The following is a 21,182-nucleotide window of genomic DNA, read 5'->3' on the forward strand; positions in this document are numbered from 1 at the left end:
AAGGAGGAAGCTATGGACTTTACATAAGGGGATGTCGTGCGATGAATAAGAAAAAGTGGATCAAACGCCTGCTGATCACCTTGGCCGTTCTGCTCTGCGGCTTTGCCATTTTTGAAATCATCGTCCATGTGCTGATGGACTCTGAGATGAGCAGCCGGGACGATTGGAACATCCAGTTGGGAGAGCGTATGTATACCAGTGAGGAGCGGGGCGTTTCCCTCTACTCCGCCCCCTGCGAGGCCAGCATTCCCGTCTCCCGGATGGTGCCGGATGAGTATGAGGAGGACGGCTTCACCTACTACGACGAGTCGGTTCAGCACCGGCTGGGGCAGGAGCTGATGGAACTGGTACAGCAACAGGGGAACGCCGCCATCGACGCGCCGCTGGCCCTCCTTAATCCTTTTGGAACCGGGAGCAACGGGCTCCTCCTCGCCTTCCAGACGGACCGGAAAAGCGAAATCCGCTATACCATCCACACCACCAGCGCAGAACTGCCTGACTATACCGCCACAGCGCAGGGCTTGGGGGACAAGCAGTTCAGCAGGAAGCACTGCTTCCTGCTGGTGGGTCTCGTCCCGGGCGAGACCCAGGAGGTGACACTGGAGGCCATAGGCGAGTGGGGCAAGGTACAGGAGCGCGCCACCTTCACCATTGAGATGCCCCCCTCCAGCTCCGGCTATGACAGCCGGCTTACATACACCGACGGGGACAGCGCCGCCGCACTGAGCGACGGCCTCTTCTACGCCACCGGACTGGGCGATTATTACGGCTACACCTTCTTCTTTGATAACTCCGGCGTGCTGCGCTATGAGATGGTACTGGAGGGCTTCCACTCCGACCGTTTCCTCTACACCGACATGGGACTCTACACCTGCGTCAGCAGCCGAAAAATCGCGTTGCTGACCCCCATTGGTCAGGCTATCCGCATCTATGACCTGGGCCAGTATGAGCTGCACCACGACATCAACTGGGGGCCGGACGGCACCATTCTGGCCCTGGTCAACGACACGGAACAAGACACCGTGATGGATGTGGTTGTCGAGTTGGACCCCGAAACCGGCGCTGTTACCGAGCTCGTGGATTTCTCCACGCTGATGGACGGCTATTACGGCACCATGACCCATCCCGTTCCCCTCACCGGCTCCTCCTTCTGGCAGGCCGGCGAGGACGACTGGCTCCACCTCAACTCCGTTCAATACAGGCAGGCGGACGACAGCATCCTGGTCAGCTCCCGGGAGACCTCCACCATTGTGCAGGTATCCGGCGTCCACAGCACACCAACCCTCACCGCCCTGATCGGCGATCCCGCCTTCTGGGCGGGGACGGAGTATGAGTCGCTCTCCTATCAGCCCCAAGGGGATTTTGTCCCCCAGTACGGCCAGCATGACGTGGAGCTGGTTGAGGATGACAGCCTGCCGGAGGGACAATACCTTCTGCGCATGTACGACAACAACTATTGGAGTCTGAGCACCCGGGACGACTACGAGCCTGAGCTGCCCGACAGTGTTGGAACCAGCCTCACAGGTGGGTCTGGAATCCACTCCTATGTGACCTATTATCTGGTGGACTCCAACGCCAAAACCTTCTCTCTGGCCAAGCAGTTTCCCGTCACCTATTCCAGCATCGTTTCAAACGCCCAGTCCTTTGACGGCAATTATGTGGTCAACAGCGGTGTGGCCCATGAATTTGGCGAGTATGACAGCGAAGGCAACCTGATCCGCGCCTTCTCCTACGACTGTATGATGAATGGCTACCGTGTCATGAAGGGTGACTTTGAGGGCTTTTGGTTCCGGGAGGCGTCATAAACAGGCAACAGACAAGGGAGCGCCGCAGATTATTCTGCGGCCCTCCCCGTTTTTTGCTCATCCATCATCTGGTGCAGGCAGGCCAGCGCGTCGGACAGGCCGCCGATTTCGTCAATCAGTCCCAGGCGCACCGCCTCCTCCCCGTAGATCACGCTGCCAACATCCGCGGCCAGCTCCCCGGTTTGGAGCATCAGCCGGGTGAAGTCCTCCCGTTTTACACGGCTGTTCCGGGTGACAAACTGAATAATCCGCTCCTGGATGCGCGCAAAGTAGTTGAAGGTCTGGGATACCGCGATCACCAGGCCGTTCAGCCGCACCGGGTGGATGGTCATGGCCGCCGACGGGGCGATAAAGGACCTCTTGGCCGACACCGCCAGAGGCACGCCGATGGAATGCCCGCCCCCCAGCACCAGGGAGACGGTGGGCTTGGACATGGAGGCGATCAGCTCGGCGATACCCAGGCCCGCCTCGATGTCGCCCCCCACGGTGTTGAGCAGCACCAGCAGGCCGTCCACCTCGTCGCTCTCCTCAATGGCCGCCAGCAGGGGCATGACGTGCTCATATTTGGTGGTCTTGGCCGAGGAGGGCAGAACCTGGTGGCCCTCGATCTGTCCTACAATGGTCAGGGTGTGGATGGTCCCCCGCTCCGTCCGGATGGTGGAGGAGCCCATATCCACGATCTGCTGCTGGCGCTGGTCGCCGCCCTCCTCGCTTCCGGTCTCCGCAGTCTGCTTCGTCTCATCCATGCCCATACCCTCCCAAAATGTCGTTTGGATTCAGTATGAGCCGGCGGGGGCAATTTTATGCAACCGCCGCAGCGCGCCTTACTCCGGAAGCCGGTCCAGCCAGCACCCCGGCCCAGCGGTACCGTCCTGGTTCATCGGCAGATAGCGCTGGCCGATCGCGATGCCTGTTACCTCCCTCGGATCGATGGCTCTCGGGAAATACCATACGATATCCTCACCCCAGCGGTCCTTGTTTCCAGGAGCGTAATAGGTCAGGGTGTCCTCCTCCGTGAAAAAATATGTACTTCTCTGTCGCTGCGGTCAGGGTATCCAGCCGCTCTCCGGTCAGAAGTTCCCACGGAAGAGGTGCGAAAAATGGCTCCACCGAGGGGAGAATGCGGGAAAATTCTACTGTATAGACATCCCCCGTCTCCATCTGGCACGGAGCGATATCGTCCAGCGCGAGGGCAAACAGTGCCGTATCGGCTTCCGCGTCGTAGGCAATACAGGGATCGCGGTAGGATTCCAGGGCAGCACTTTCGTGCAGCCGCTCCCCCGCCAGATCCTCCGCCTCCAGGTATGCAGTGCCCCCATTCTTATCCGCCAAAACCCGCACTACCCGCAGCTCGATGCCCTGGTCCGTAGCCGACACCCCCTCTACCTCCTGAGCGTAGGGTTCAAAGCTGCCGAGGAATTGGACCAGCGTTTCCCGTAGAGGGGGTGAGACTGCGACGGCGGTCACGGCCAGAGCGGCGCAGATAGCCGCCGCCATAAGGCCGGTGCGCAGCGGACGGCGGCGGTTTTCTCTCTCCGTCATGCGCCCCGCCGCGGCCAAAATTGCCTCCCGCCGCTCCATACTCAGGTGAAGCTCCGAGAGCACCGTCTCCAGCTCGGCGTGCATGCTCTGCTTATTCCTGCTCATAGTACCACCCCTTCAGACGTTCCTTCAGCAGTCCCCGGGCCCGTGAGAGCCGTACCGTCACGGTGGAGACCGGAACGTGTAGCCTCTGGGCGATCTCCCAGGCCTTCCACTCCTGGTAATAGTAAAGGATGATCACTTCCCGGTATTTTGGCGGGAGGGCCTGTATAGCCCGCACCAGGGTATCGTCCGGCGGTTCCGGTCCCTCCATGTGCAGGCTGTCCAGGCTCTCCTGCAGCGCCCGCAGAAGCCTCCACGGGCTCCTGAGCTGGCGCTTACACCCATTGATAGCGATACGCACCAGCCACGTCTCCACGGCACAGTCTCCTCGAAACCCCGGCCAAGCCCTCAGCGCACGAAGGAAGGTGTCCTGCACCGCGTCCTCCGCTTGGCTCCGGTCTCCCAGATAGAGCGTGCACAGCCGCAGGAGGTGGTCGCCGTGTTCCTCCAACAGGCCGGCCAGATCCATGGATTCCCTGCGCACCGAGGTCAAAGGCTTTTCCATATCCCCGCCCCCCTTCTTCTTTCCTGTCTATTAGACCATGTTCCTCCCTCCTTTGCTACAAAAACTTTTCCTACTCTTCATCCGTACTAGAACCGGACGGCAACAGGCTGGCATGCAGGATTGCGAGCAGTTGCGCCGTACACGGCTTTTGGGAGAGTTCCCGGCGGGCCAGAGTCTCCAAAAGCGGCCGGTTTGAATTCCAAATCACACGGCCCACGGTACGGATATCCCGCTCCACTGCCTTCCAGTTCGTTCCGTATTGCTTTGCTACATCCGGGTAGAGCCATTTTGTCACCAGCAGCAGACGCTCCGGCTCCTCTGCACAGAGCTGGAGCGCCCGTACCAGATAAGAAAATCCGGTATAGTTGGCCGTTGCGCCCAGCCGATACAGCAGATGATATGCGTCCTCCGAATGAATTTTCATACTGTCCCTCCCCCATCAGGCGTGTCGCGCTTCCTCACCATCGCAGAGCGCCCGCGATTCTTCCCGAGATTTCTGTCCTCCTTCGGAGAGCTGCAGAAGCGTGGAGAGCTCCATTCCCAGTATGGCCGCCACCCGATCCAGGGCGCGAAGCGTAGGGTTTGCACGGCCGTGCTCGATCCTGCGCAGATAGGTCACGCTCATCTCCGCCTCCAACGCCAACTTTTCCTGTGTCAGCCCCTTTCTCTCACGCAGTACAACAATGATTCTACCGATTTCTACAAAGTTCAACATAAAATCCCTCCTATTTCCATAGCATAGGAGAGATCACCAGATTTGACCAGATTATATAGTATCGGTTTCTCTTTTTTTAGTTTTAACTTTCTTTTTGCCGTAAAGCAAGCGCACCTGCGGTCATCCCGCAGGTGCGCTTGCTTCCTATGCAAATTTACTTCTCGTAGAACGCCTTGATTCCCTTGTAGGTCATATAGCAGTCCAGCTTACCCACTGTCTCGAAGGGGGCGTGCATGCTCAGCACGGGCACACCCGCGTCGATGGTGTCGATGTCGCGCTCGGCCATATAGCAGGCCACGGTGCCGCCGCCGCCGGCGTCCACCTTGCCCAGCTCAGCCATCTGCCACACCACGCCGGCCTCGTCCAGCACCCTGCGGATATAGGCCACCACCTCGGCAGAGGCGTCGGAGGCGCCCGACTTACCGCGGGAACCGGTGTACTTGCACAGGCCGATGCCGTAGTTCACCCGGGCGCTGTTGCGCTTCTCATAGACCTCGGCGAAGTTGGGGTCGTAGGCCGCGGTCACATCGGCGGACAGGCAGAAGGACTTCTCGTAGCAGGCCTTCAGCGGCACCCGTTGGGCGTCGCACAGGTCGCTGACAAAGGTATCAAAGGCTGCGGATTTCATGCCGCTGACGCCGGCCGAGCCGATCTCCTCCTTGTCCGCCAGCATACAGACGGCGGTCTTACCAGGGGTGCCCAGGGCCAGAAGGGCCGCCAGACAGGCAAAGCCGCACACCCGGTCGTCGTGGCCGTAGGCACCGATCAGGGAGCGGTCGAAGCCGATGTCGGCAGCCTTGAAAGCGGGCACCACCTCCAGCTCGGCGGAGATGAAATCCTCCTCCACGATGTGGTACTTCTGGTTCAGGTAGTCCATGACGGCCAGCTTCACCCGGTCGGAGCCCTCGTCGTCCTTAAAGGGGCGGCTGCCGATGAGCAGGTTCAGGCTTTCGCCGGGGATGGCCTCGCCCAGGGGCTTCTTGGACTGCTCCATGCCCAGGTGGGGCAGCAAATCGTCAATGGTGAACTGGGGGTCCTCCGGCGCGCCGCCGATGGACACGGCCACGGTGGAGCCGTCCTTCAGGGCCACCACGCCCCGGAGCTCCAGGGGGATGGTCACCCACTGGTATTTGCGGATGCCGCCGTAATAGTGGGTCTTGAAAAAGGCCAGCTCTGCGTCCTCATAGAGAGGGTTGGGCTTGAGATCTAGCCGGGGGGAGTCGATATGGGCCGCGCCGATGTTGACGCCCTCGCTGAGGGGTCTGGTGCCCACCACGGCCAGCATCAAGGCCTTGCCCCGGTTGATCCGGTACAGCTTGTCGCCAGGATTGACCGCCATGCCGCGGGTGAAGGGCTTGAAGCCCTTAGCCTCCGCCAGGCGCACCGCCTCGGTTACGCACTCCCGCTCCGTCTTGCCTGCGTCCAAAAACTTCTTGTAGTCCTCACAATAGGACTTCATATCCGCCTCGTCCTGGGCGCTCAGGCGGTCGTAGCCGTTCTTGGGCTGGTAGAGCAGCGCCTCGCGCCGCAGCTCTCCCGCCGTCTTCTGCTTCTCTTCCATTTGAATTCCTCCTTCGTCTAGTTCCGATTGCTCAGTATCTGCTCAAACAGTTGCTTGGCACGGGCCTGAAAGGCCTCCGGCGTGTCGTCCGCCCGGTTTTCCAGGAGATAATCGCAGTGGGTGCGGAAAAAGCCGTCCCCCTGCTGGGCCTCCACCCGCTTCCGGGCGTAGTCCTCCGAAATCCCCTCCCGGGCCATGATCCGCCGGATGCGCAGTTCCCTGGGGGCCAGTATGCCCACTATCGCGCCACAGGTCTCCCCCAGGCCGCTCTCAATGAGGGCGATGGCGTCGATGGCCACGGCGCTCCGCCCCTGCTCCTCCGCCCCGGCGGCCTGCCGGTCGATCTCGGCCAGGATGAAGCGGTGGGTGATGGCGTTCAGCTCGGCCAGGGCCGCCGGATCGCCGAATACCACCCCGCCCAGGGCCTTGCGGTTGACACGGCCCTCCCCGTCCAGAATGGAAGGGCCAAACCGGGCGGTCAGCTCCGCCCGCAGGGTGGCGCTGGACTCCAGCAGGGCGTGGTACACCGCATCCGCGTCGATGATATGGGCGTCCAGCTCCGCCAGGGCCTGGAGCGCGGTGGTCTTCCCCGCCCCGGTGGGGCCGGTGATGCCGATGCGTTTCATGGATGGCTTCGCCTCCGTGGTTCAGTATAGCATATCTCGTTCCGGGTTTGTTATGTATTTGTAAATTTCCACCGCAGGAGAGGCTTCACTCCGCCCGCACGATGTGGAAGCCGGCGGCCTTGTTCAGCCGGTTGGCCACCGCCAGGCCGATACCGGCGGCGGCGGGACACTGGGCCCAGATGTGGGACACGCCGGTGCCGTCGAACCAGCGCAGGGCCTCAAAGACCCGGCGGGCCTGCTCCGGCACGTCGGTGCTGGGCCCCAGCTGCTCCAGCGGGTGGCCGGCAAACAGCCCGGCGTATTCGTCGAAGCAGATCACCCCGTCTCCGGGGGCCATGTGGGCCTGGATGTAGCGGGCCGCCGCCGCCGGGGCCCCCTGCACCACGGTCACCGGGGCCTTGGGGGCGTAGTGGCGGTACTTCATGCCGGGAGCCCGGGGCTGCTCCCCCGCGCCCATGAGCCGGGTCACCGCAGGATCAACCGCCACCTCACCCAGCGCGTCCCGGAGCTGTTCCAGGGTGACGCCGCCGGGGCGCAGAAGCCGTGGGGGCATTACCGTCAGATCCACGATGGTGGACTCCACCCCCACCGCGCAGGGTCCCCCGTCCACGATGCCGTCAATTTTTCCGTCCATATCCTCCAGCATGTCCGCCATGTTGGTGGGGCTGGGCCGGCCGGAGGTATTGCCCGACGGGGCGGCCACCGGCACGTCGGCGGCCGCCAGAATGGCCCGGCAAACCGGGTGGGCCGGACAGCGCATCCCCACGGTGTCCAGCCCGGCGGTCACCACGTCGGGCACCACGCGTTTCCGCCGGAGCACCATGGTCAGCGGCCCCGGCCAGAAGCGCTCCGCCAGGGCGTAGGCCGTGTCCGGAATGTCCACGCAGTAGCGTTCCAGCCAGTCCGCCGAGGGGATGTGCAGAATCAGCGGGTTGTCCTGGGGCCGCCCCTTGGCCGCGAAGATGTGGCCCACGGCGTCCGGGTTCAGGCCATTGGCCCCCAGGCCGTACACCGTCTCTGTGGGGATGCCCAGCAGGCCGCCCCGGCGGAGAATCTCCGCCGCCTCCGCCGTGTCCCGCGGCTGTAGTCTTTGTGTGTGCAATGTGCTCACCTTCCCGATGGTTCAGCTTCTCCCGATGGAACTGCCGATGTGCTTTTCCTTCCGCCACTGGGGCGGGGGCCCATCGTCCGCCCAGTACTCATCTAAGCGGGTGATCCTGTCCTCCGCGAAACGGAAAAAAGACACCGCATGAAAACGGGCGCTCCTGTCCTTCGGCCACACCGCTGTGACCGAAACACAGCCGTCCTCCGTCCATTCCGCACGCTCCACCGCGCCCTCCCAGTCCCCTGGGTACTCACAGTTGGCCCGAATGTATTCCTCCGCCGTGAAGCGCTCGTCCGTGCAGTGCCAATACACCTCTGCTTCCGGCGCGAACCACTCCCGCAGGGCTGCGGCATCCTGCCGCGCCACGTCCGCCCAAAAGCGGGACAGACGCTCCCACAGCGCGGCATCTTCCCTGCTCAAAAACGAACTCCCCTTCCATGCCGAACCCGGGCACTCCGTCGTGCGCTTCCCTCCACGATGGTCAGCACGCCCGCGGCCAGCAGGGCCGCGCCAGAGACAATCTGTAAAATGCCGATGGCTTTTTTCATAAAAATACCCTCCCCTGCTTATTCGTAGATGCCCACCGGCGTCCCGGCCAGCTCGATGGTGGTGTCCGGGGCGAACCGGGCCTTTTGCAGATAACCCTTCACGGTGAGAATACCGTACTTGGGGTTCACCTTCTCGTCCTCCAGCTCCAGCTCCAGATAGTCCGCCCCTGAGCCGGTCAGCCAGCCGTCGTCCTCCAGCAGCTCCGCCAGGTCGGACTTCACCATATCCAGGGTCAGCTTCTCCGGCAGGGCGGTAAAGTGAATGATCAATTCCACGCTTTCTTACTCCTTTTCTCAGCCTTGTGCGCTGTTTTTTGGCCGTCCCCGCCTTAGCCGTCCTGCTCCCGAGCCCTCAGCCGCTCCGCCTGGTCGGCGGTCACCAGCGCGTCGATAATCTCATCCAGATCGCCGTCCATGACGCTCTCCAGCCGGTACAGGGTCAGCCCGATACGGTGGTCGGTCAGCCGCCCCTGGGGGAAGTTGTAGGTGCGGATACGCTCGTTGCGCATGCCGGTGCCCACCTGGCTGCGGCGCTCCGCCGTCACCGCCTCCTCCTGCTCCCGCACCTTCTCCTCGTACAGGCGGGAGCGCAGGATCTGCATGGCCCGGTCCCGGTTCTGGAACTGGCTGCGCTCCTGCTGGCACTCCACCACCGTGCCGGTGGGCTTGTGGATGAGCCGCACGGCGGAGGAGGTCTTGTTGATGTGCTGGCCGCCCGCGCCGGAGGAGCGGAAAACCTGCATCTCGATGTCCGCCGGGTTGAGCTCGAAGTCCACCTCGTCCACCTCGGGCAGCACCGCCACCGTGGCGGTGGAGGTGTGGATACGCCCGCCCGACTCGGTCTCAGGCACCCGCTGCACCCGGTGGACGCCGCTCTCGAATTTCAGACGGGACCAGGCCCCGTCTCCCTCGATTGTAAAGCAGATTTCCTTCACGCCGCCCAGCTCCGTCTCGTTGACCGAGTCCACCTCCACGTGCCAGCGGCGGGCGTCGGCGTACATGGAGTACATGCGGAACAGGGAGTGGGCAAACAGGGCCGCCTCCTCCCCGCCCACTCCGGCGCGGATCTCCACGATGACGCTCTTGTCGTCGTTGGGGTCCCGGGGCAGAAGCAGCACCTTGATCTCCTCCTCCAGCCGGGCCAGCTCCTCCCTGGCCTGCTGGTACTCCTCCTGGGCCAGCTCCTTCATATCCGGGTCGCCCATCAGGGCCTCGGCATCCTCCAGATCCTGCCGGCGGCGCTGGTAGGCCCGGTAGGCCATGACCACTGGCTCCAGCTCCCGCTGCTCCTTGTTGAGTCTGGCCACCAGTGCGGGATCTTCATAGGTCTCCGGCGCGCTCAGCCGGGCCTCCACATCGGCATAGTGGAGATCCAGGGCGCGCAGCTTTTCCATCATTTCCAAGTCATATCACCTGTCAAACAAAAAGGACTTTACCAGTGCAAAGGGTTCCCGAATATACATCTTCAGCCGGGACGGCACATGGGTGCAGGGGGCCGCCAGGGTGGACAGCTCTCCCGCTCCGCCGGAGGCGCGCTCCCACAGCATACGCGCCCGGGTGAGGTGGAAGCCGCTGGACACCAGCACCACGCCGGCACTCGTGTCCGCCCCCTTCTCCTCCAGCAGCGCCAGGGTATACCGGACGTTCTGCCAGGTGTTGTGGGACTGGTCCTCCTGCCAGATGCGCTCCGGCTCCACGCCGTGCTCCGTCAGGTAGTCGTACATAGCCTGCGCCTCAGTAGTGGGTTCGTCGGGGCCCTGGCCGCCGGAGACCACCACCTGGACGTCCGGGTGCTCCTCTAGGTAATCCAGCGCCTTGTCCAGCCGGTCCTGGAGCAGAATGGACGGCCCCCAGGGCTTCACCTGACAGCCCAGGATGACCATGAGCCTGGGCTCGCCCTGTATGTGGTCATAGGCACCATACATCACCGCGCCGAATAGGGTGCCGAAAGCCAGCGCCCCCGCCAGCAGCAGGGCCAGCACGGCCTTCCGCCACAAGGGCCACCGCTTCCCCTCATAGGGACGGTAGCAGCTCTTCCTTCTCCGGTTCACCCTCGGGCCTCCTCCAGCTCGGCCGCCAGCGTCTCCCACTTCGTGTAAAGCGCGGCGATCTCCTCCTCCAGGGCCTTCTGCTCGTCATAGACCTTCTGCAGCTCCAGATAGTTGGAGGCCACCTCCTCGGCCTTGAGGGTCAGCTCGTATTGCCGCTCCTCCGCCTTGGCCACCGCCCGCTCCGCCGCGGCCACCTGCTTCTCCAGCTCTTTGGTGCCGCCGGGACGGCGGGGCTTTTCCTTTTTCGGCTTCTCCGGTTCCGCCTTGACGGGGACCGCGGCCTGGAGCCGTTTCCGCTCCTGGGCGGCCCGGTACTCCTCAAAGGTCCCCCGGAAATCAATGATCTGTCCGTTCTCCAGCATCCAGATACGGGTGGCAAAGCGGTTGATGAAGTAGCGGTCGTGGGAGACAAAGAGCAGATTGCCCTCGTAGCTCTCCACCGCCTCCTCAATCCACTCCCGGCTGGCCACGTCCAAGTGGTTGGTGGGCTCGTCCAGGATCAGCAGATTGATCTTCTCGTCCATGAGCATGCACAGGCGCAGGCGGCTCTGCTCCCCGCCGGAGAGGGCGGACACGGGCTTGAACACGTCCTCCCCCCGGAAGTTGAAGGCCGCCAGCCGATTGCGGGCCGTCTGGGTGGAGCAGTCCTGGTCGTAGATCATGGTGTCCACCAGATTGCGCTCCGGGTGGGAGAAGCGGATGATCTGGGGCAGGTACCCCACCTTTACAGTCGGTCCCATGCGCAGCTTTCCGGAGTCCGGCTCCTCTTCCCCCAGCAAAATCTTCAGCAGGGTGGACTTGCCGGTGCCGTTGTCGCCCAGCAGGGCAATGCGCTCGCCGCCGATGACCTCCAGGTTCACGTGGTCAAAGAGAGTGCGCCCTTCAAAGGACTTCTTCAGTTCCTTGACGGTGAGCACCTCGTCCCCGCGGAACTCGCGCTCACCGAACTTTACATCCAGCCGGCGCTCCTTGGTGGGCTTGTCGGTGGTGCGGATACGCTCGATGCGCTTCTCCATGGACTGGGCCCGCTTGAAAATCTTGTCGTTGCCCGAGTAGGCCCATACCCGCAGCTGCTCGGCCGCCTTCTCCAGCTGCTCGATCTTGGCCTGCTCCTTCTCGTACTGCTTGAGCTTTTCCTGGTAGCGCCGCTCCTTCTCCACCACATAGAAGCTGTAGTTGCCCGAATAGAACTCCGCCTTGCCGTCGTGAATCTCAATGACCCGCTTGACCACCCGATCCAAAAACCAGCGGTCGTGGGAGATGGCCAGGACGGTGCCCTTGTAGCGATCCAGATACTCCTCCAGCCACTCGGTGGCCCGGAGATCCAAGTGGTTGGTAGGCTCGTCCAGCAGAAGGATGTCGGTGTCCTCCAGAATCAGGCGGGCCAGGTTGACCCGGGTCTTCTCCCCGCCGGAGAGCGAGGAAAAAAGCTGTCCCCGCATGTCCTGGGAAATCTCCAGGCCGTTGCACACCTTGTTCAGCTCCGTCTGGGTGTCATAGCCGCCTCCGGCCTCAAACGCGGCGGAGAGGGCGTCGTACCGCCTGAGAAGGGCGGGGTCGCTGTCCGCCCCCATCTGCTCGGTAAGGCGGAGCATCTCCGCCTCCATGGCGTGGAGCTTATCAAAGGCGGTCTGGAGCACGTCTCCCACCGTATACTCCGGCGGATAGACCGGGATCTGGGAAATAAGCCCTACCCCCTTGCCGGGGGCTATGTGCACCTCGCCCTCGTCCCAATCCAGTTCGCCGGTGAGGATTTTGAACAGTGTGGTCTTGCCGGCGCCGTTTTTGCCCAGCAGGCCCACCCGCTCCCCCTGGTCTACCTGAAAGGTCAGGCCGTCCAGTATCTTTTTGCCTACCTCGAACTCCTTGGACAGGTTCGAGACGGAGATATCAATCATTTGTTTACTCCTGTTGTCCGTTGTGATATAGTGAAAGACGAAATCAAGGAATGGAGGTTTTCCCTATGGACGCCATCCGATGGGAAGGAAATACCCTTTACCTGCTCGACCAGACCAAGCTCCCCGTGACCGAAGTGTGGCTCCCCTATACCGATTACCGGCCAGTGGCCGATGCCATCCGCACCATGGTGGTGCGGGGCGCCCCCGCCATCGGTGTGGCCGCCGCCTATGCCTACTGCCTGGCCGCCCTGGCCGGTGAGGGGCTGGACGAGGCCAAGGAGACACTGGCCGCCAGCCGGCCCACAGCGGTCAACCTGTTCTGGGCCCTGGAGCGCATGGAACGCAAGGCAAAGGAGTGCGGCGGCGCGGCAGAACCGCTGATCGCCGAGGCCAAGGCCATCCACGCCGAGGACGTGGCCATGTGCCGGGCCATGGGGGCCCACGGGGCGGCGGTGGTGCCGGAGCACGCCCGCATCCTCACCCACTGCAACGCCGGGGCCCTGGCCACCGGCGGCTACGGCACGGCACTGGGTGTCATCCGCGCGGCCCATGAAGCTGGTAAAGTAAATATGGTTTACTTTGATGAGACCCGACCGCTCCTCCAGGGAGCCCGCCTGACGGCCTACGAGCTGGTATCCGACCACATCCCCGCCACCCTGATCGCGGACAACATGGCCGCCAGCCTGATGGCCAAGGGGAAGATTGACCTGGCTGTAGTGGGGTGTGACCGCATGGCCGCCAACGGCGACTTTGCCAACAAGATCGGAACCTACTCCGTGGCGGTCAACGCCCATTACCACGGCATTCCTTTTTATGTGGCCCTCCCCTGCTCCACCATCGACCTGTCTCTGGCCGACGGGAGCGGCATCCCCATCGAGGAGCGGGACAGGGACGAGGTGCGCACCCTGTACGGCACCCGCACCGCCCCGGAGTCGGTGGAGGTCTGCAACCCCGCTTTCGACGTGACCCCCCACAGTCTGGTCACCGGCATCATCACCGAGAAGGGGGTCATCTACCCGCCCTTTCAGGAGAATCTGCAAAAGCTGTTTGGATAAAGACGGGCCGATGGGAACACCGGCCCCTGCTGGCCGCCGGGCGGACACCCGGCGGCCCTTTTATGCCTCCCCTGTGATGGTGAGCAGATAATCCACCAGCTCCTCCAGCGCCATGCCGCGGGAGGCCTTGACCAGAATGGTGGCATGGGGCCGCACCACGCCGTCCAGCACCGGCCTGGCCTCCGCCTTTGTGGGGCAGTAATAGCACTCCGGCACGCCGGCGGCCTGGGCCGCGTCATGGATGTGCCTTGCCAGCTCGCCCACCGCCACCAGGCAGTCGATGCCCGCCTTGCCCAGGTAGTCGCCCACGCCGGCGTGGAGGGCGGGGGCCAGGGGCCCCAGCTCGAACATGTCGCCCAGTACGGCTACCTTATACGCTCCCCGGGCACTGGAGAGCACCTCCACCGCCGCCCGCATGGACTGGGGGTTGGCGTTGTAGGTGTCGTTTAGGATGGTGATGTCATCGCCCCGGTGGAGCAGGTTCATACGCATTTTGGTGGGGGCAAAGTGGAGCACGCCGTCGGCAATCTGCGTCTGCGTCAGGCCAAAGTGCTCCCCCACCGCCGCCGCCATCAGCGTGGGGTAGATCATGTGGTCGCCCAGGGCGGGAATCTCCACCCGGAAAGAGTCGTGAGGCGTTTTCACTTCACAGGTCATATGGCTCTTGCCGTCGCTGACCAGCCCCTCCGCCCGGTAGTCCAGCCCCTCTCCGGCGCCCACGCGGGTGAACGCATAGGGGAGCTTCCCCGGCAGGGTGTTCAGCAAGGGATCGTCCCCATTGATGACCACGAAGGCGCCGGACTTGACATGGTGGAAGATCTCGCTCTTGGCCTCCAGGATCTTTTCCCGGGAGCCGAAGTGCTCGATGTGGGAGTCGCCGATGTTGGTCATCAGCACCACGTCGGGCTCCACCAGGGCGGAGAGGTAGTCGATCTCCCCGGCGTGGTTCATGCCCAGCTCCAGCACGGCAATTTCGTGCTCCCCGCTGAGGCGCAGCAGGGTCATGGGCACGCCGATCTCGTTGTTCAGGTTGCCCTCGGTCTTGAGCACCCGGTACTTCTCCCCCAGCACCGCCGCCACCATGTCCTTGGTGGTGGTCTTACCCACCGAGCCCGTCAGGGCCACCACGGGTATGGGGAACTTTTTCTTGTAATACTTGGCCAGATCCCGCAGGGCCCGCTGGGTGGAATCCACCTTGATATAGAACTTGCCCGGCAGATAGCTCTCCCGCTCCCGCTGGGTAAAGCAGCCCGCAGCGCCCCCCTCCAGGGCGGCGTTGATGTAGGCGTGGCCGTCGAATCGCTCCCCCACCAGGGGCACAAACAGGGACCCAGCGTGGATGGTGCGGCTGTCCGTCTCCACCCGTCCCACCATCCGGTTGATATCCCCAAACTCTCCCAGCAGCTTACCGCCGACCGCGTCCATGATTTCACGTATGGTCATCGGCTCCATAATCCGTTTCCGCTCCTTATCTTCCCTGTTTTCGGGCCTCCAGAGAGGCGTGCACAATGCGCTGGCACAGCTCGTTGTAGTCAATGCCCGCCGCCGCGGCCTCCTGGGGCAGCAGGCTGGTGGGTGTCATGCCGGGCAGGGTGTTGATCTCCAGGAACCAGGGCTCCCCGTCCTCCGTGAGGATGAAGTCCGCGCGGGAGTACACCGACAGCCCCAGTGTCTCGTACACCCGCAGGGCCGCGGCCCGCACACGCGCCTCCTCCTCCGGAGTAATCTCCGCCGGGCAGACCTCCAGAGCGGCGCCGGGCTGGTACTTGTTGGCATAGTCGTAAAAGCCCTGCTTGGGGATGATCTCAATAGAGGGCAGGGCTTTATCCTCCAGGATGCCCACCTGGATCTCCCGGCCCCTGATGTACTCCTCCAGCACCGTGCGCCCACCCAGGGCCAGTCCTTCAGTGAGGGACCGGCGCAGCTCCTCCGCCGTGTGGGCGATGGATACACCGATGGAGGAGCCGCTGGCCACCGGCTTGACCACCAGGGGCAAGCGGGCAGTCTCTACCAGTCGGTCGATGTCCGCGGCGGTGTAGGCGACGGTCTTCCAGCCGGGGGTGGACACCACGTCGGCCACCATCCGCTTGGTCAGATCCTTGTCCATGGCGATGGCGCTGCCCAGATAGCCCGCGCCGGTGTAGGGAATTCCCATCAGATCAAAGGCGGCCTGCACCCGCCCGTCCTCGCCGCAGGTGCCGTGGAGGGCCAGGAATACCATGTCGGCCATCCGGCACAACTCCAGCACCCCAGGGCCGAACATGCTGGGGCTGTCCCCCTTCCGGCCGCGCCGCACCTGATCCAGATCCGGAGCCTCGCGGCTGATTTTCTTGTAGGCCTCGGACACAGGCGCGTCAAAAAATGCCTCGTCCACCCCGCCCGTCTCCAGGCCGAAATATAAGTCGATCAGGCCCGCCCGGTGGCCCAGCGCCCGCAGCGCCTCGGTCACCATGGTTCCTGTGGAGAGGGACACATTCCGCTCCGGAGACAGTCCCCCTGCCAGCACAACAATCTTCATAACACACCTCACTCGGGAGTTTGATACAATATGATACGCACTAGTGGTATATTATAGCACGGTTCCGGCCTATTCTCAACCTTCTTTCGAACCTTCCCCGTCCAATTCTTGCAAAAGCACCTCCTCTGTGGTAGAGTAGAGCGTAGAATGAGAGGTGCGCTGTGAAAATCGCGTGGTATGAGCCGCTGTTTTTCCTCTTCTTTGGGGCGTTTCATCTGCACCGTGTCTGGGGGCTGGCGGACCGGGAGGGCTACGCCGCCTTCTGGCTGGGGGTTCTGGCACAAAAGGGTTCCCTCTACTTCGGCCTGATGGGCCTTCTGGCCGTGCTGTGCCTGGCGGGCGTCGCCACCTTCTTTCGGAATTGGGGCCGCAATCCCTGGTGGCGGTGGATCTACCTCTTCGGCGGCAGCTATGTCCTGTTCGATCTCCTTGCCATTGCCGCCGGCCTGTCCTTTTGGCACTCCCTGCTGGCCTGGATGTTTGATGTGACCTCCCCCTGCTGGAATTTTCTCTGGGGCTTTTTCGTCCTGCTGGGCGGCGCCTCGGCCGCCCTGGGTCTCTCGCTTCTGGTGCGCCGCACATAGGCAATGGGCCGGTTCCCTACGGAACCGGCCCATTCTCTCTGTTCAGAGTTCAGAACCAGCCGGCATCCCGGCTGTCCTGCAGCTCCAGCGCGCCGCACAGCAGCTCGGCCGCCTCGCCCCTGGTAAGGGGGGCACTCAGGCCTCCGTCCAGCGACAGTACGCCGCAGGTGGCAAGATTGGCGGCAGACTGGGCCGCCCAGGTGGGAATCCCCTCCTCCGCCAGCGTATCGGCGGACACGTCAGTCACCTGAAGGGCCCGGTCCAGGAGCACCGCCGCCTCTGCCGCGGTGATGGGCTCCTCCGCCTGGAACACTACCTGCCCATCACTGGAGCGGCTGCCCTGCACCAGTCCCGCCTTCAGCGCGGAGGAGACGTAGGGCTTGGCCCAGGTGGGAATCGACACATCGTCGGCAAAGCCGGTGCGCTCTACGTCCTCCAGGGCCTCCATACCGGCGGCGTTCATGGCCATAGCCACAAATTCCCCGCGGGTCACGGCAGCGTCGGGCTGGAAGAAATAGGCCCCACCCATGCACTCGCCCACGAAGATCCCCTCCTCTGCCAGTCGGATGGCAGCCTTATGGGCCGGGTCGCCGTCCATGTCGGCGTAGGTGACCTTGGTATTCGGCTTTTCAATCTTGATCTTAACGGTAGCGGGGTCGGAGGAGTTGCCCACCGCATCCACCGCCACATAGGTGAAGGAGTCCTTGCCAGTCTTGTTTTCATAGGGAGTGTAGACAAATTCGCTGCTGCCGTCCTCCGGCATGGTCACCGCCCCGCGGGCGGGCTTGTTGAGGATATGATACGTGAGCAGATCCCCCTCGGGGTCTACGGCGGAAAACTGGGCAGTCACCGCCACATTTTTGTAGGTGGTGAGCTCCAGGTTTTCCGCTACCGGCGCGCCGTTTGCCTCGGCCAGCAGGTAGAGTTCAACGGTGACGGCATCGCCGCTCCGCCCGTCGGAAAAGACCGGGGTGAACTGGAACTGAGCCTCCAGGCCGGCCGGTGCGGCCAGAGGGGTGAAGCGCAGTCCGTCCACCGCCTCCATAGCAATCACGTCGCCCACCTGGATGCCCTGAGCGCCCAGGGTGAGACAGCCGACCGCGGCATCCGGCAGAGTGGCGATCACAATGCTGTCCAGCTTGCCGGAGCCTTCCACAACGAAGTCCTCCTCGGAAAAGGAAATGGGTTCCGCCGCCGGGCCGTTTTTGGTCATGGCCGCCACGGTTGGGACCGCCTCATCCTTTTGGAAGAAAAAGGCGGATGCAGGCCAGCCAGCGGAGTACAGGACCGCCGCCAGCACTGCCAGCGGCAGAGCGCGGCGCAGAAGGACGCGGTGTTTCAAGACAATTACCTCCTTGTTTGGAAATCATCCGTAGTCTTTGCCAAATCAAGGAGAATATACGGCGGAGGCCATCCAAATCGGACAGCCCCCGTCCACTGGTTCAAATACGGCTCCGATCCCGCAGCCAGCTCGGAAGGGAGCGCATTTTGATACTGGAGATAATGCCCATGGCCGCAAACATGGTGACGATGGAGGTGCCGCCATAGCTGATGAACGGCAGTGTCAGCCCCACAACGGGGAACACATAGAGACACATTCCCACGTTGACTCCAACCTGGGCCAACAGCATCCCTGCGTACCCCATGGCGATGAAAGCGCTTTGAGGCGAGCAGGCCCGCCGCGCCACCCAGATGCAGCGGGCAATGATCGCTCCCAGCAGGAGCAGCAGAACAATACACCCGATCAGGCCGAACTCCTCTCCGCAGACCGCAAAGATCTCGTCGGTGTGCCGGGCGGGCAGGGCAGACTCAGAGAGGCTCTGGGTCTGAATCCCCTTGAGATACCCCATACCGAACAGCCCCCCGCTGCCGATAGCCAGGATGCTGCGGGTCTGCTGAAAGCCCTGTCCCTGAGTCTGTTCGCTGATGGTCTCCGTATTGCCCATAATATGATCGATGACCACGGTGATACGCCGGGCGAAGTACTTGTCGCTGATGTGGGGCCAAATGAGCACGGCCCCTATGACACAAACCACAATGGCCAGCAGGAACCACCGCTTTTTCACCCCGCCCGCCCAGGCCATGATGACAAAGATAAAGGCATAGGTCAGTGCCATACCGAAATCGCCGGAGGTCGCCACAATCAACCCGATCATGACCAGGGTGTGGCCCGCCAACTGGAATACGGAGGAGGGGCGGCTGAGTCCCCGCTCCCGCTGCCGGTTCATCTGCCAGGCCAGCAGCAGTACGAAGGTCAGCTTGGCCAGCTCCGCCGGCTGCAGATTGACCGGAAAGCCGGGAATACTCAGCCAACTGTTGTTGCCTGTCTCATCCGCGCCGATCCCCAGTGGGGTCAGGAGCAGCAAATTGATAAACAGTCCAAACAGAAAGAGCCATTTCCAGGATTTTTCCGTAAACAGCTCAATATCAACCGAGGACATGGCGATATAGACGAACACCCCCAGAACGATACCCACCGCCTGGATCAGCATGCAGCGCAACCCCGCCGAGTGGTTCATATAACGGGTGGCGCTGTAAATCAGCACCATTCCGAAGCCGCTGGCCAGCAGGCAGAGCGTCAGCAACAGCCGGTCGCCCCGGTGTATAAATTCGCGGATCGAATCGGTCAGCCAGTTCAACCACATCCCTCCCTTCCAAAACCGTGCTTAAAATCAATTTAGTTTACCATCTTTTTTGCGTTTGGTAAACGGGTGTGGTATAATATTTAAGCGAATTTTCACATTCGAGGTGTTATATGGAATATATATCCAACTCCCCAGCAGAGACCGAGGCGCTGGGCGAGGCGCTGGCCGCCCGGCTGACGGCGGGGACGGTGGTCGCCTTTACCGGAGATCTCGGGGCGGGAAAGACCGCTTTCACACGGGGACTGGCCCGGGGATTGGGCGTTCCCGACCGGGTCACCAGCCCCACCTTTACCATTGTCAACGAATATGAGGGGGGCCGTCTGCCCCTGTTCCACTTTGACATGTACCGGCTGGGCTCCTCCGACGAGCTGTTCGACATCGGGTGGGAAGACTATCTGGCCCGGGGCGGCGTGTGCGCCGTGGAGTGGAGCGAGATTGTCAGCGACGCGCTGGAGGACGGCGTGCTCCGGGTGGACATACGGCGGGGAGCCGGTGAAGGAGAGCGCATTATTACCATCACGGGAGGGACGGACGCATGAAAATATTGGCCCTGGAGTCCTCCGCCACCGCCTGCTCGGTGGCGCTGTGTGAGGATGAGGCTCTGATTGCCCAGTCCTTCCAGAACAATGGCCTGACCCACTCCCGCACCCTCATGCCCATGGCCGTATCCCTGCTGGACAACTGCGGAACCGCCTTGGACGCGGTGGAGCTCATCGCCGTGGCGGCCGGGCCCGGCTCCTTCACCGGCCTGCGCATCGGTGTCGCCGCCGCCAAGGGGCTGGCCTGGCCGGGGAACAAGCCCTGCGCGGCCTGCTCTACCCTGGAGTCCATGGCCTGGTGTCTGGCCCACCTGGACGGGGAGATCTGTGCAGTCATGGATGCCCGCCGGAACCAGGTCTACAACGCCCGCTTCCGTGCGGCAGGCGGCCGCTTGGAGCGCCTGTGCCCCGACCGGGCCGTGGGCCTGGACGCCCTGGCCGACGAGCTAAAAAAGAGCGGGAATCCGCAATTTCTGGTTGGAGACGGCGCACTTTTATGCTATACTACCCTCAAGGAACTGGGGTTGGACATCCGGCTGGCGCCTCCCCACCTGCGGCACCAGAGTGCCTGGGGGGTTGCCCGGTGTGCACTGGAGCTGACCAGAGCGGGCAGGCTGACCGACGCGGCCGGACTGACGCCCAATTACCACCGGCTCTCCCAAGCGGAACGGGAGCGGCTGGAAAAAGAACAACACAAAGGGGAATCGTGCCATGGACATGGAAAAAGTACACATTTTGGACCACCCTCTGCTGCAGCACAAGCTGTCCATCCTGCGGGATGAGAACACCGGAGTTAAGGACTTCCGTGAGGTGGTCTCAGAGATCGCCACGCTGATGTGCTATGAGGCCACCCGCGACCTGCCCCTGGAGGAGGTGGAGATCAAAACTCCCATCACCACCGCCAAATTCAAAACCATCGCAGGCAAAAAGCTGGCCATTGTCCCCGTTCTGCGGGCTGGCCTGGGTATGGTGGACGGCATCCTGACCCTTATTCCCTCCGCCAAGGTGGGCCATATCGGCCTGTACCGGGACCCCGACACCCTGGAGCCGGTGGAGTACTACTGCAAGATGCCCAACGACATCGCCGAGCGGGAGGTCATCATTCTGGATCCCATGCTGGCAACCGGCGGCTCTGCCTCTGCGGCCATCCAGTTTATCAAAAATTATGAGGTCAAAAATATCAAGCTTATGAACATCATCGCCGCTCCTGAGGGCATTCAGCGGGTCCACCACGACCACCCTGATGTGGATATCTACTGTGCCGCTCTGGACGAGAAGCTCAACGACCATGGCTACATCGTCCCCGGCTTGGGCGACGCCGGTGACCGTATCTTCGGCACCAAGTAAAAAATCCATAAGCATGCGGCGCGGGCAGATGCCCGC

Annotated in this window: 24 protein-coding genes; 6 read left to right on the plus strand and 18 right to left on the minus strand. The window is 62.7% G+C overall.

Translation table 11 applies throughout. The annotated features are described in order from the left end of the window. The first annotated feature begins 41 nt into the window (after nt 1-41). Nucleotides 42-1,805: an aryl-sulfate sulfotransferase gene (locus ACESY8_RS04720; protein ID WP_054338303.1), complete on the plus strand. Its 1,764-nt coding sequence runs from the start codon at nt 42-44 to the stop codon at nt 1,803-1,805. Nucleotides 1,806-1,834: 29 nt separating this feature from the next. On the opposite strand, the gene ACESY8_RS04725 is transcribed toward ACESY8_RS04720, so the two are convergent. From ACESY8_RS04725 to abc-f, 14 genes are all read right to left on the minus strand, one after another. Continuing rightward, the gene (locus tag ACESY8_RS04725; protein ID WP_498794650.1) at nt 1,835-2,551 is read right to left on the minus strand and encodes a ClpP family protease; all 717 of its coding nucleotides are present in this window, start codon (nt 2,549-2,551) and stop codon (nt 1,835-1,837) included. Nucleotides 2,552-2,765: 214 nt separating this feature from the next. Next, nucleotides 2,766-3,452 carry a hypothetical protein gene (locus ACESY8_RS04730; RefSeq protein ID WP_243427552.1) on the minus strand — a complete coding sequence of 229 codons (687 nt, stop codon included), beginning with the start codon at nt 3,450-3,452 and terminating at the stop codon, nt 2,766-2,768. After that, on the minus strand, nt 3,439-3,954 hold the full coding sequence (locus ACESY8_RS04735) for an RNA polymerase sigma factor (protein WP_243427553.1): 516 nt from the start codon (nt 3,952-3,954) through the stop codon (nt 3,439-3,441). The genes ACESY8_RS04730 and ACESY8_RS04735 overlap by 14 nt, the downstream gene beginning before the upstream one ends. A gap of 70 nt (nt 3,955-4,024) precedes the next feature. After that, nucleotides 4,025-4,378: a sporulation initiation factor Spo0A C-terminal domain-containing protein gene (locus ACESY8_RS04740; protein WP_009256953.1), complete on the minus strand. Its 354-nt coding sequence runs from the start codon at nt 4,376-4,378 to the stop codon at nt 4,025-4,027. A gap of 15 nt (nt 4,379-4,393) precedes the next feature. Beyond that, on the minus strand, nt 4,394-4,669 hold the full coding sequence (locus tag ACESY8_RS04745) for a helix-turn-helix domain-containing protein (RefSeq protein WP_009256954.1): 276 nt from the start codon (nt 4,667-4,669) through the stop codon (nt 4,394-4,396). 154 nt (nt 4,670-4,823) lie between these two features. After that, a complete protein-coding gene (locus tag ACESY8_RS04750) occupies nt 4,824-6,230 on the minus strand; it encodes an aminopeptidase (protein WP_054338302.1) in 1,407 nt (468 codons plus the stop codon). Nucleotides 6,231-6,247: 17 nt separating this feature from the next. Next, nucleotides 6,248-6,856, minus strand: coding sequence for a dephospho-CoA kinase (coaE, locus tag ACESY8_RS04755; protein ID WP_044940364.1), 609 nt, complete (start codon nt 6,854-6,856; stop codon nt 6,248-6,250). 85 nt (nt 6,857-6,941) lie between these two features. Next, a complete protein-coding gene (locus tag ACESY8_RS04760; protein ID WP_054338301.1) occupies nt 6,942-7,958 on the minus strand; it encodes an L-threonylcarbamoyladenylate synthase in 1,017 nt (338 codons plus the stop codon). Nucleotides 7,959-7,979: 21 nt separating this feature from the next. Beyond that, the gene (locus tag ACESY8_RS04765) at nt 7,980-8,381 is read right to left on the minus strand and encodes a nuclear transport factor 2-like protein (protein WP_021632533.1); all 402 of its coding nucleotides are present in this window, start codon (nt 8,379-8,381) and stop codon (nt 7,980-7,982) included. Continuing rightward, complete coding sequence (locus ACESY8_RS04770; RefSeq protein ID WP_007495619.1) at nt 8,378-8,509, minus strand: hypothetical protein; 132 nt, start codon at nt 8,507-8,509, stop codon at nt 8,378-8,380. Before ACESY8_RS04770 ends, ACESY8_RS04765 begins: the two co-directional genes overlap by 4 nt. A gap of 18 nt (nt 8,510-8,527) precedes the next feature. Then, the gene (locus ACESY8_RS04775; protein WP_007495620.1) at nt 8,528-8,785 is read right to left on the minus strand and encodes a hypothetical protein; all 258 of its coding nucleotides are present in this window, start codon (nt 8,783-8,785) and stop codon (nt 8,528-8,530) included. 53 nt (nt 8,786-8,838) lie between these two features. After that, nucleotides 8,839-9,906: a peptide chain release factor 1 gene (gene prfA, locus ACESY8_RS04780; RefSeq protein ID WP_021632534.1), complete on the minus strand. Its 1,068-nt coding sequence runs from the start codon at nt 9,904-9,906 to the stop codon at nt 8,839-8,841. Nucleotides 9,907-9,918: 12 nt separating this feature from the next. Continuing rightward, nucleotides 9,919-10,560, minus strand: coding sequence for an ElyC/SanA/YdcF family protein (locus tag ACESY8_RS04785; RefSeq protein ID WP_054338300.1), 642 nt, complete (start codon nt 10,558-10,560; stop codon nt 9,919-9,921). After that, complete coding sequence (abc-f, locus tag ACESY8_RS04790; RefSeq protein WP_054338299.1) at nt 10,557-12,458, minus strand: ribosomal protection-like ABC-F family protein; 1,902 nt, start codon at nt 12,456-12,458, stop codon at nt 10,557-10,559. Before abc-f ends, ACESY8_RS04785 begins: the two co-directional genes overlap by 4 nt. 65 nt (nt 12,459-12,523) lie before the next feature. On the opposite strand from abc-f, the gene mtnA reads away from it, so the two are divergent. Beyond that, entirely contained in the window at nt 12,524-13,513 is a 990-nt protein-coding gene (mtnA, locus tag ACESY8_RS04795; RefSeq protein WP_054338298.1) for an S-methyl-5-thioribose-1-phosphate isomerase, read from the plus strand. A 60-nt stretch (nt 13,514-13,573) separates the two neighbouring features. Here the strand turns inward: mtnA and ACESY8_RS04800 are convergent, their stop codons facing one another. Together ACESY8_RS04800 and ACESY8_RS04805 are read right to left on the minus strand one after the other, a co-directional pair. Further along, on the minus strand, nt 13,574-14,965 hold the full coding sequence (locus ACESY8_RS04800) for a UDP-N-acetylmuramoyl-tripeptide--D-alanyl-D-alanine ligase (protein ID WP_204681222.1): 1,392 nt from the start codon (nt 14,963-14,965) through the stop codon (nt 13,574-13,576). 16 nt (nt 14,966-14,981) lie between these two features. Continuing rightward, on the minus strand, nt 14,982-16,031 hold the full coding sequence (locus tag ACESY8_RS04805; protein ID WP_204681224.1) for a D-alanine--D-alanine ligase family protein: 1,050 nt from the start codon (nt 16,029-16,031) through the stop codon (nt 14,982-14,984). Nucleotides 16,032-16,192: 161 nt separating this feature from the next. Between ACESY8_RS04805 and ACESY8_RS04810 the strand changes: the two genes are divergently transcribed. Next, entirely contained in the window at nt 16,193-16,615 is a 423-nt protein-coding gene (locus ACESY8_RS04810) for a hypothetical protein (RefSeq protein ID WP_054338297.1), read from the plus strand. 49 nt (nt 16,616-16,664) lie between these two features. On the opposite strand, the gene ACESY8_RS04815 is transcribed toward ACESY8_RS04810, so the two are convergent. Next, nucleotides 16,665-17,957, minus strand: a complete 1,293-nt coding sequence (locus ACESY8_RS04815) for an Ig-like domain-containing protein (RefSeq protein ID WP_054338296.1) — start codon at nt 17,955-17,957, stop codon at nt 16,665-16,667. Between the two features lie 100 nt (nt 17,958-18,057). Next, nucleotides 18,058-19,260, minus strand: coding sequence for an FtsW/RodA/SpoVE family cell cycle protein (locus tag ACESY8_RS04820; RefSeq protein ID WP_021632540.1), 1,203 nt, complete (start codon nt 19,258-19,260; stop codon nt 18,058-18,060). Nucleotides 19,261-19,370: 110 nt separating this feature from the next. Here ACESY8_RS04820 and tsaE point away from each other — a divergent pair, with 110 nt between their 5' ends. The 3 genes from tsaE to upp are packed head-to-tail and all read left to right on the plus strand — an operon-like array spanning nt 19,371 to nt 21,146. Next, entirely contained in the window at nt 19,371-19,799 is a 429-nt protein-coding gene (gene tsaE, locus ACESY8_RS04825) for a tRNA (adenosine(37)-N6)-threonylcarbamoyltransferase complex ATPase subunit type 1 TsaE (protein ID WP_007495635.1), read from the plus strand. After that, nucleotides 19,796-20,581, plus strand: coding sequence for a tRNA (adenosine(37)-N6)-threonylcarbamoyltransferase complex dimerization subunit type 1 TsaB (gene tsaB, locus ACESY8_RS04830; RefSeq protein ID WP_007495636.1), 786 nt, complete (start codon nt 19,796-19,798; stop codon nt 20,579-20,581). The genes tsaE and tsaB overlap by 4 nt, the downstream gene beginning before the upstream one ends. After that, a complete protein-coding gene (gene upp, locus ACESY8_RS04835) occupies nt 20,517-21,146 on the plus strand; it encodes a uracil phosphoribosyltransferase (protein WP_034566285.1) in 630 nt (209 codons plus the stop codon). Before tsaB ends, upp begins: the two co-directional genes overlap by 65 nt. Nucleotides 21,147-21,182 lie beyond the last annotated feature (36 nt).

Origin of the sequence: Clostridium sp. ATCC BAA-442, assembly GCF_964239415.1 — a bacterium.
Classification (GTDB): domain Bacteria; phylum Bacillota; class Clostridia; order Oscillospirales; family Oscillospiraceae; genus Flavonifractor; species Flavonifractor plautii.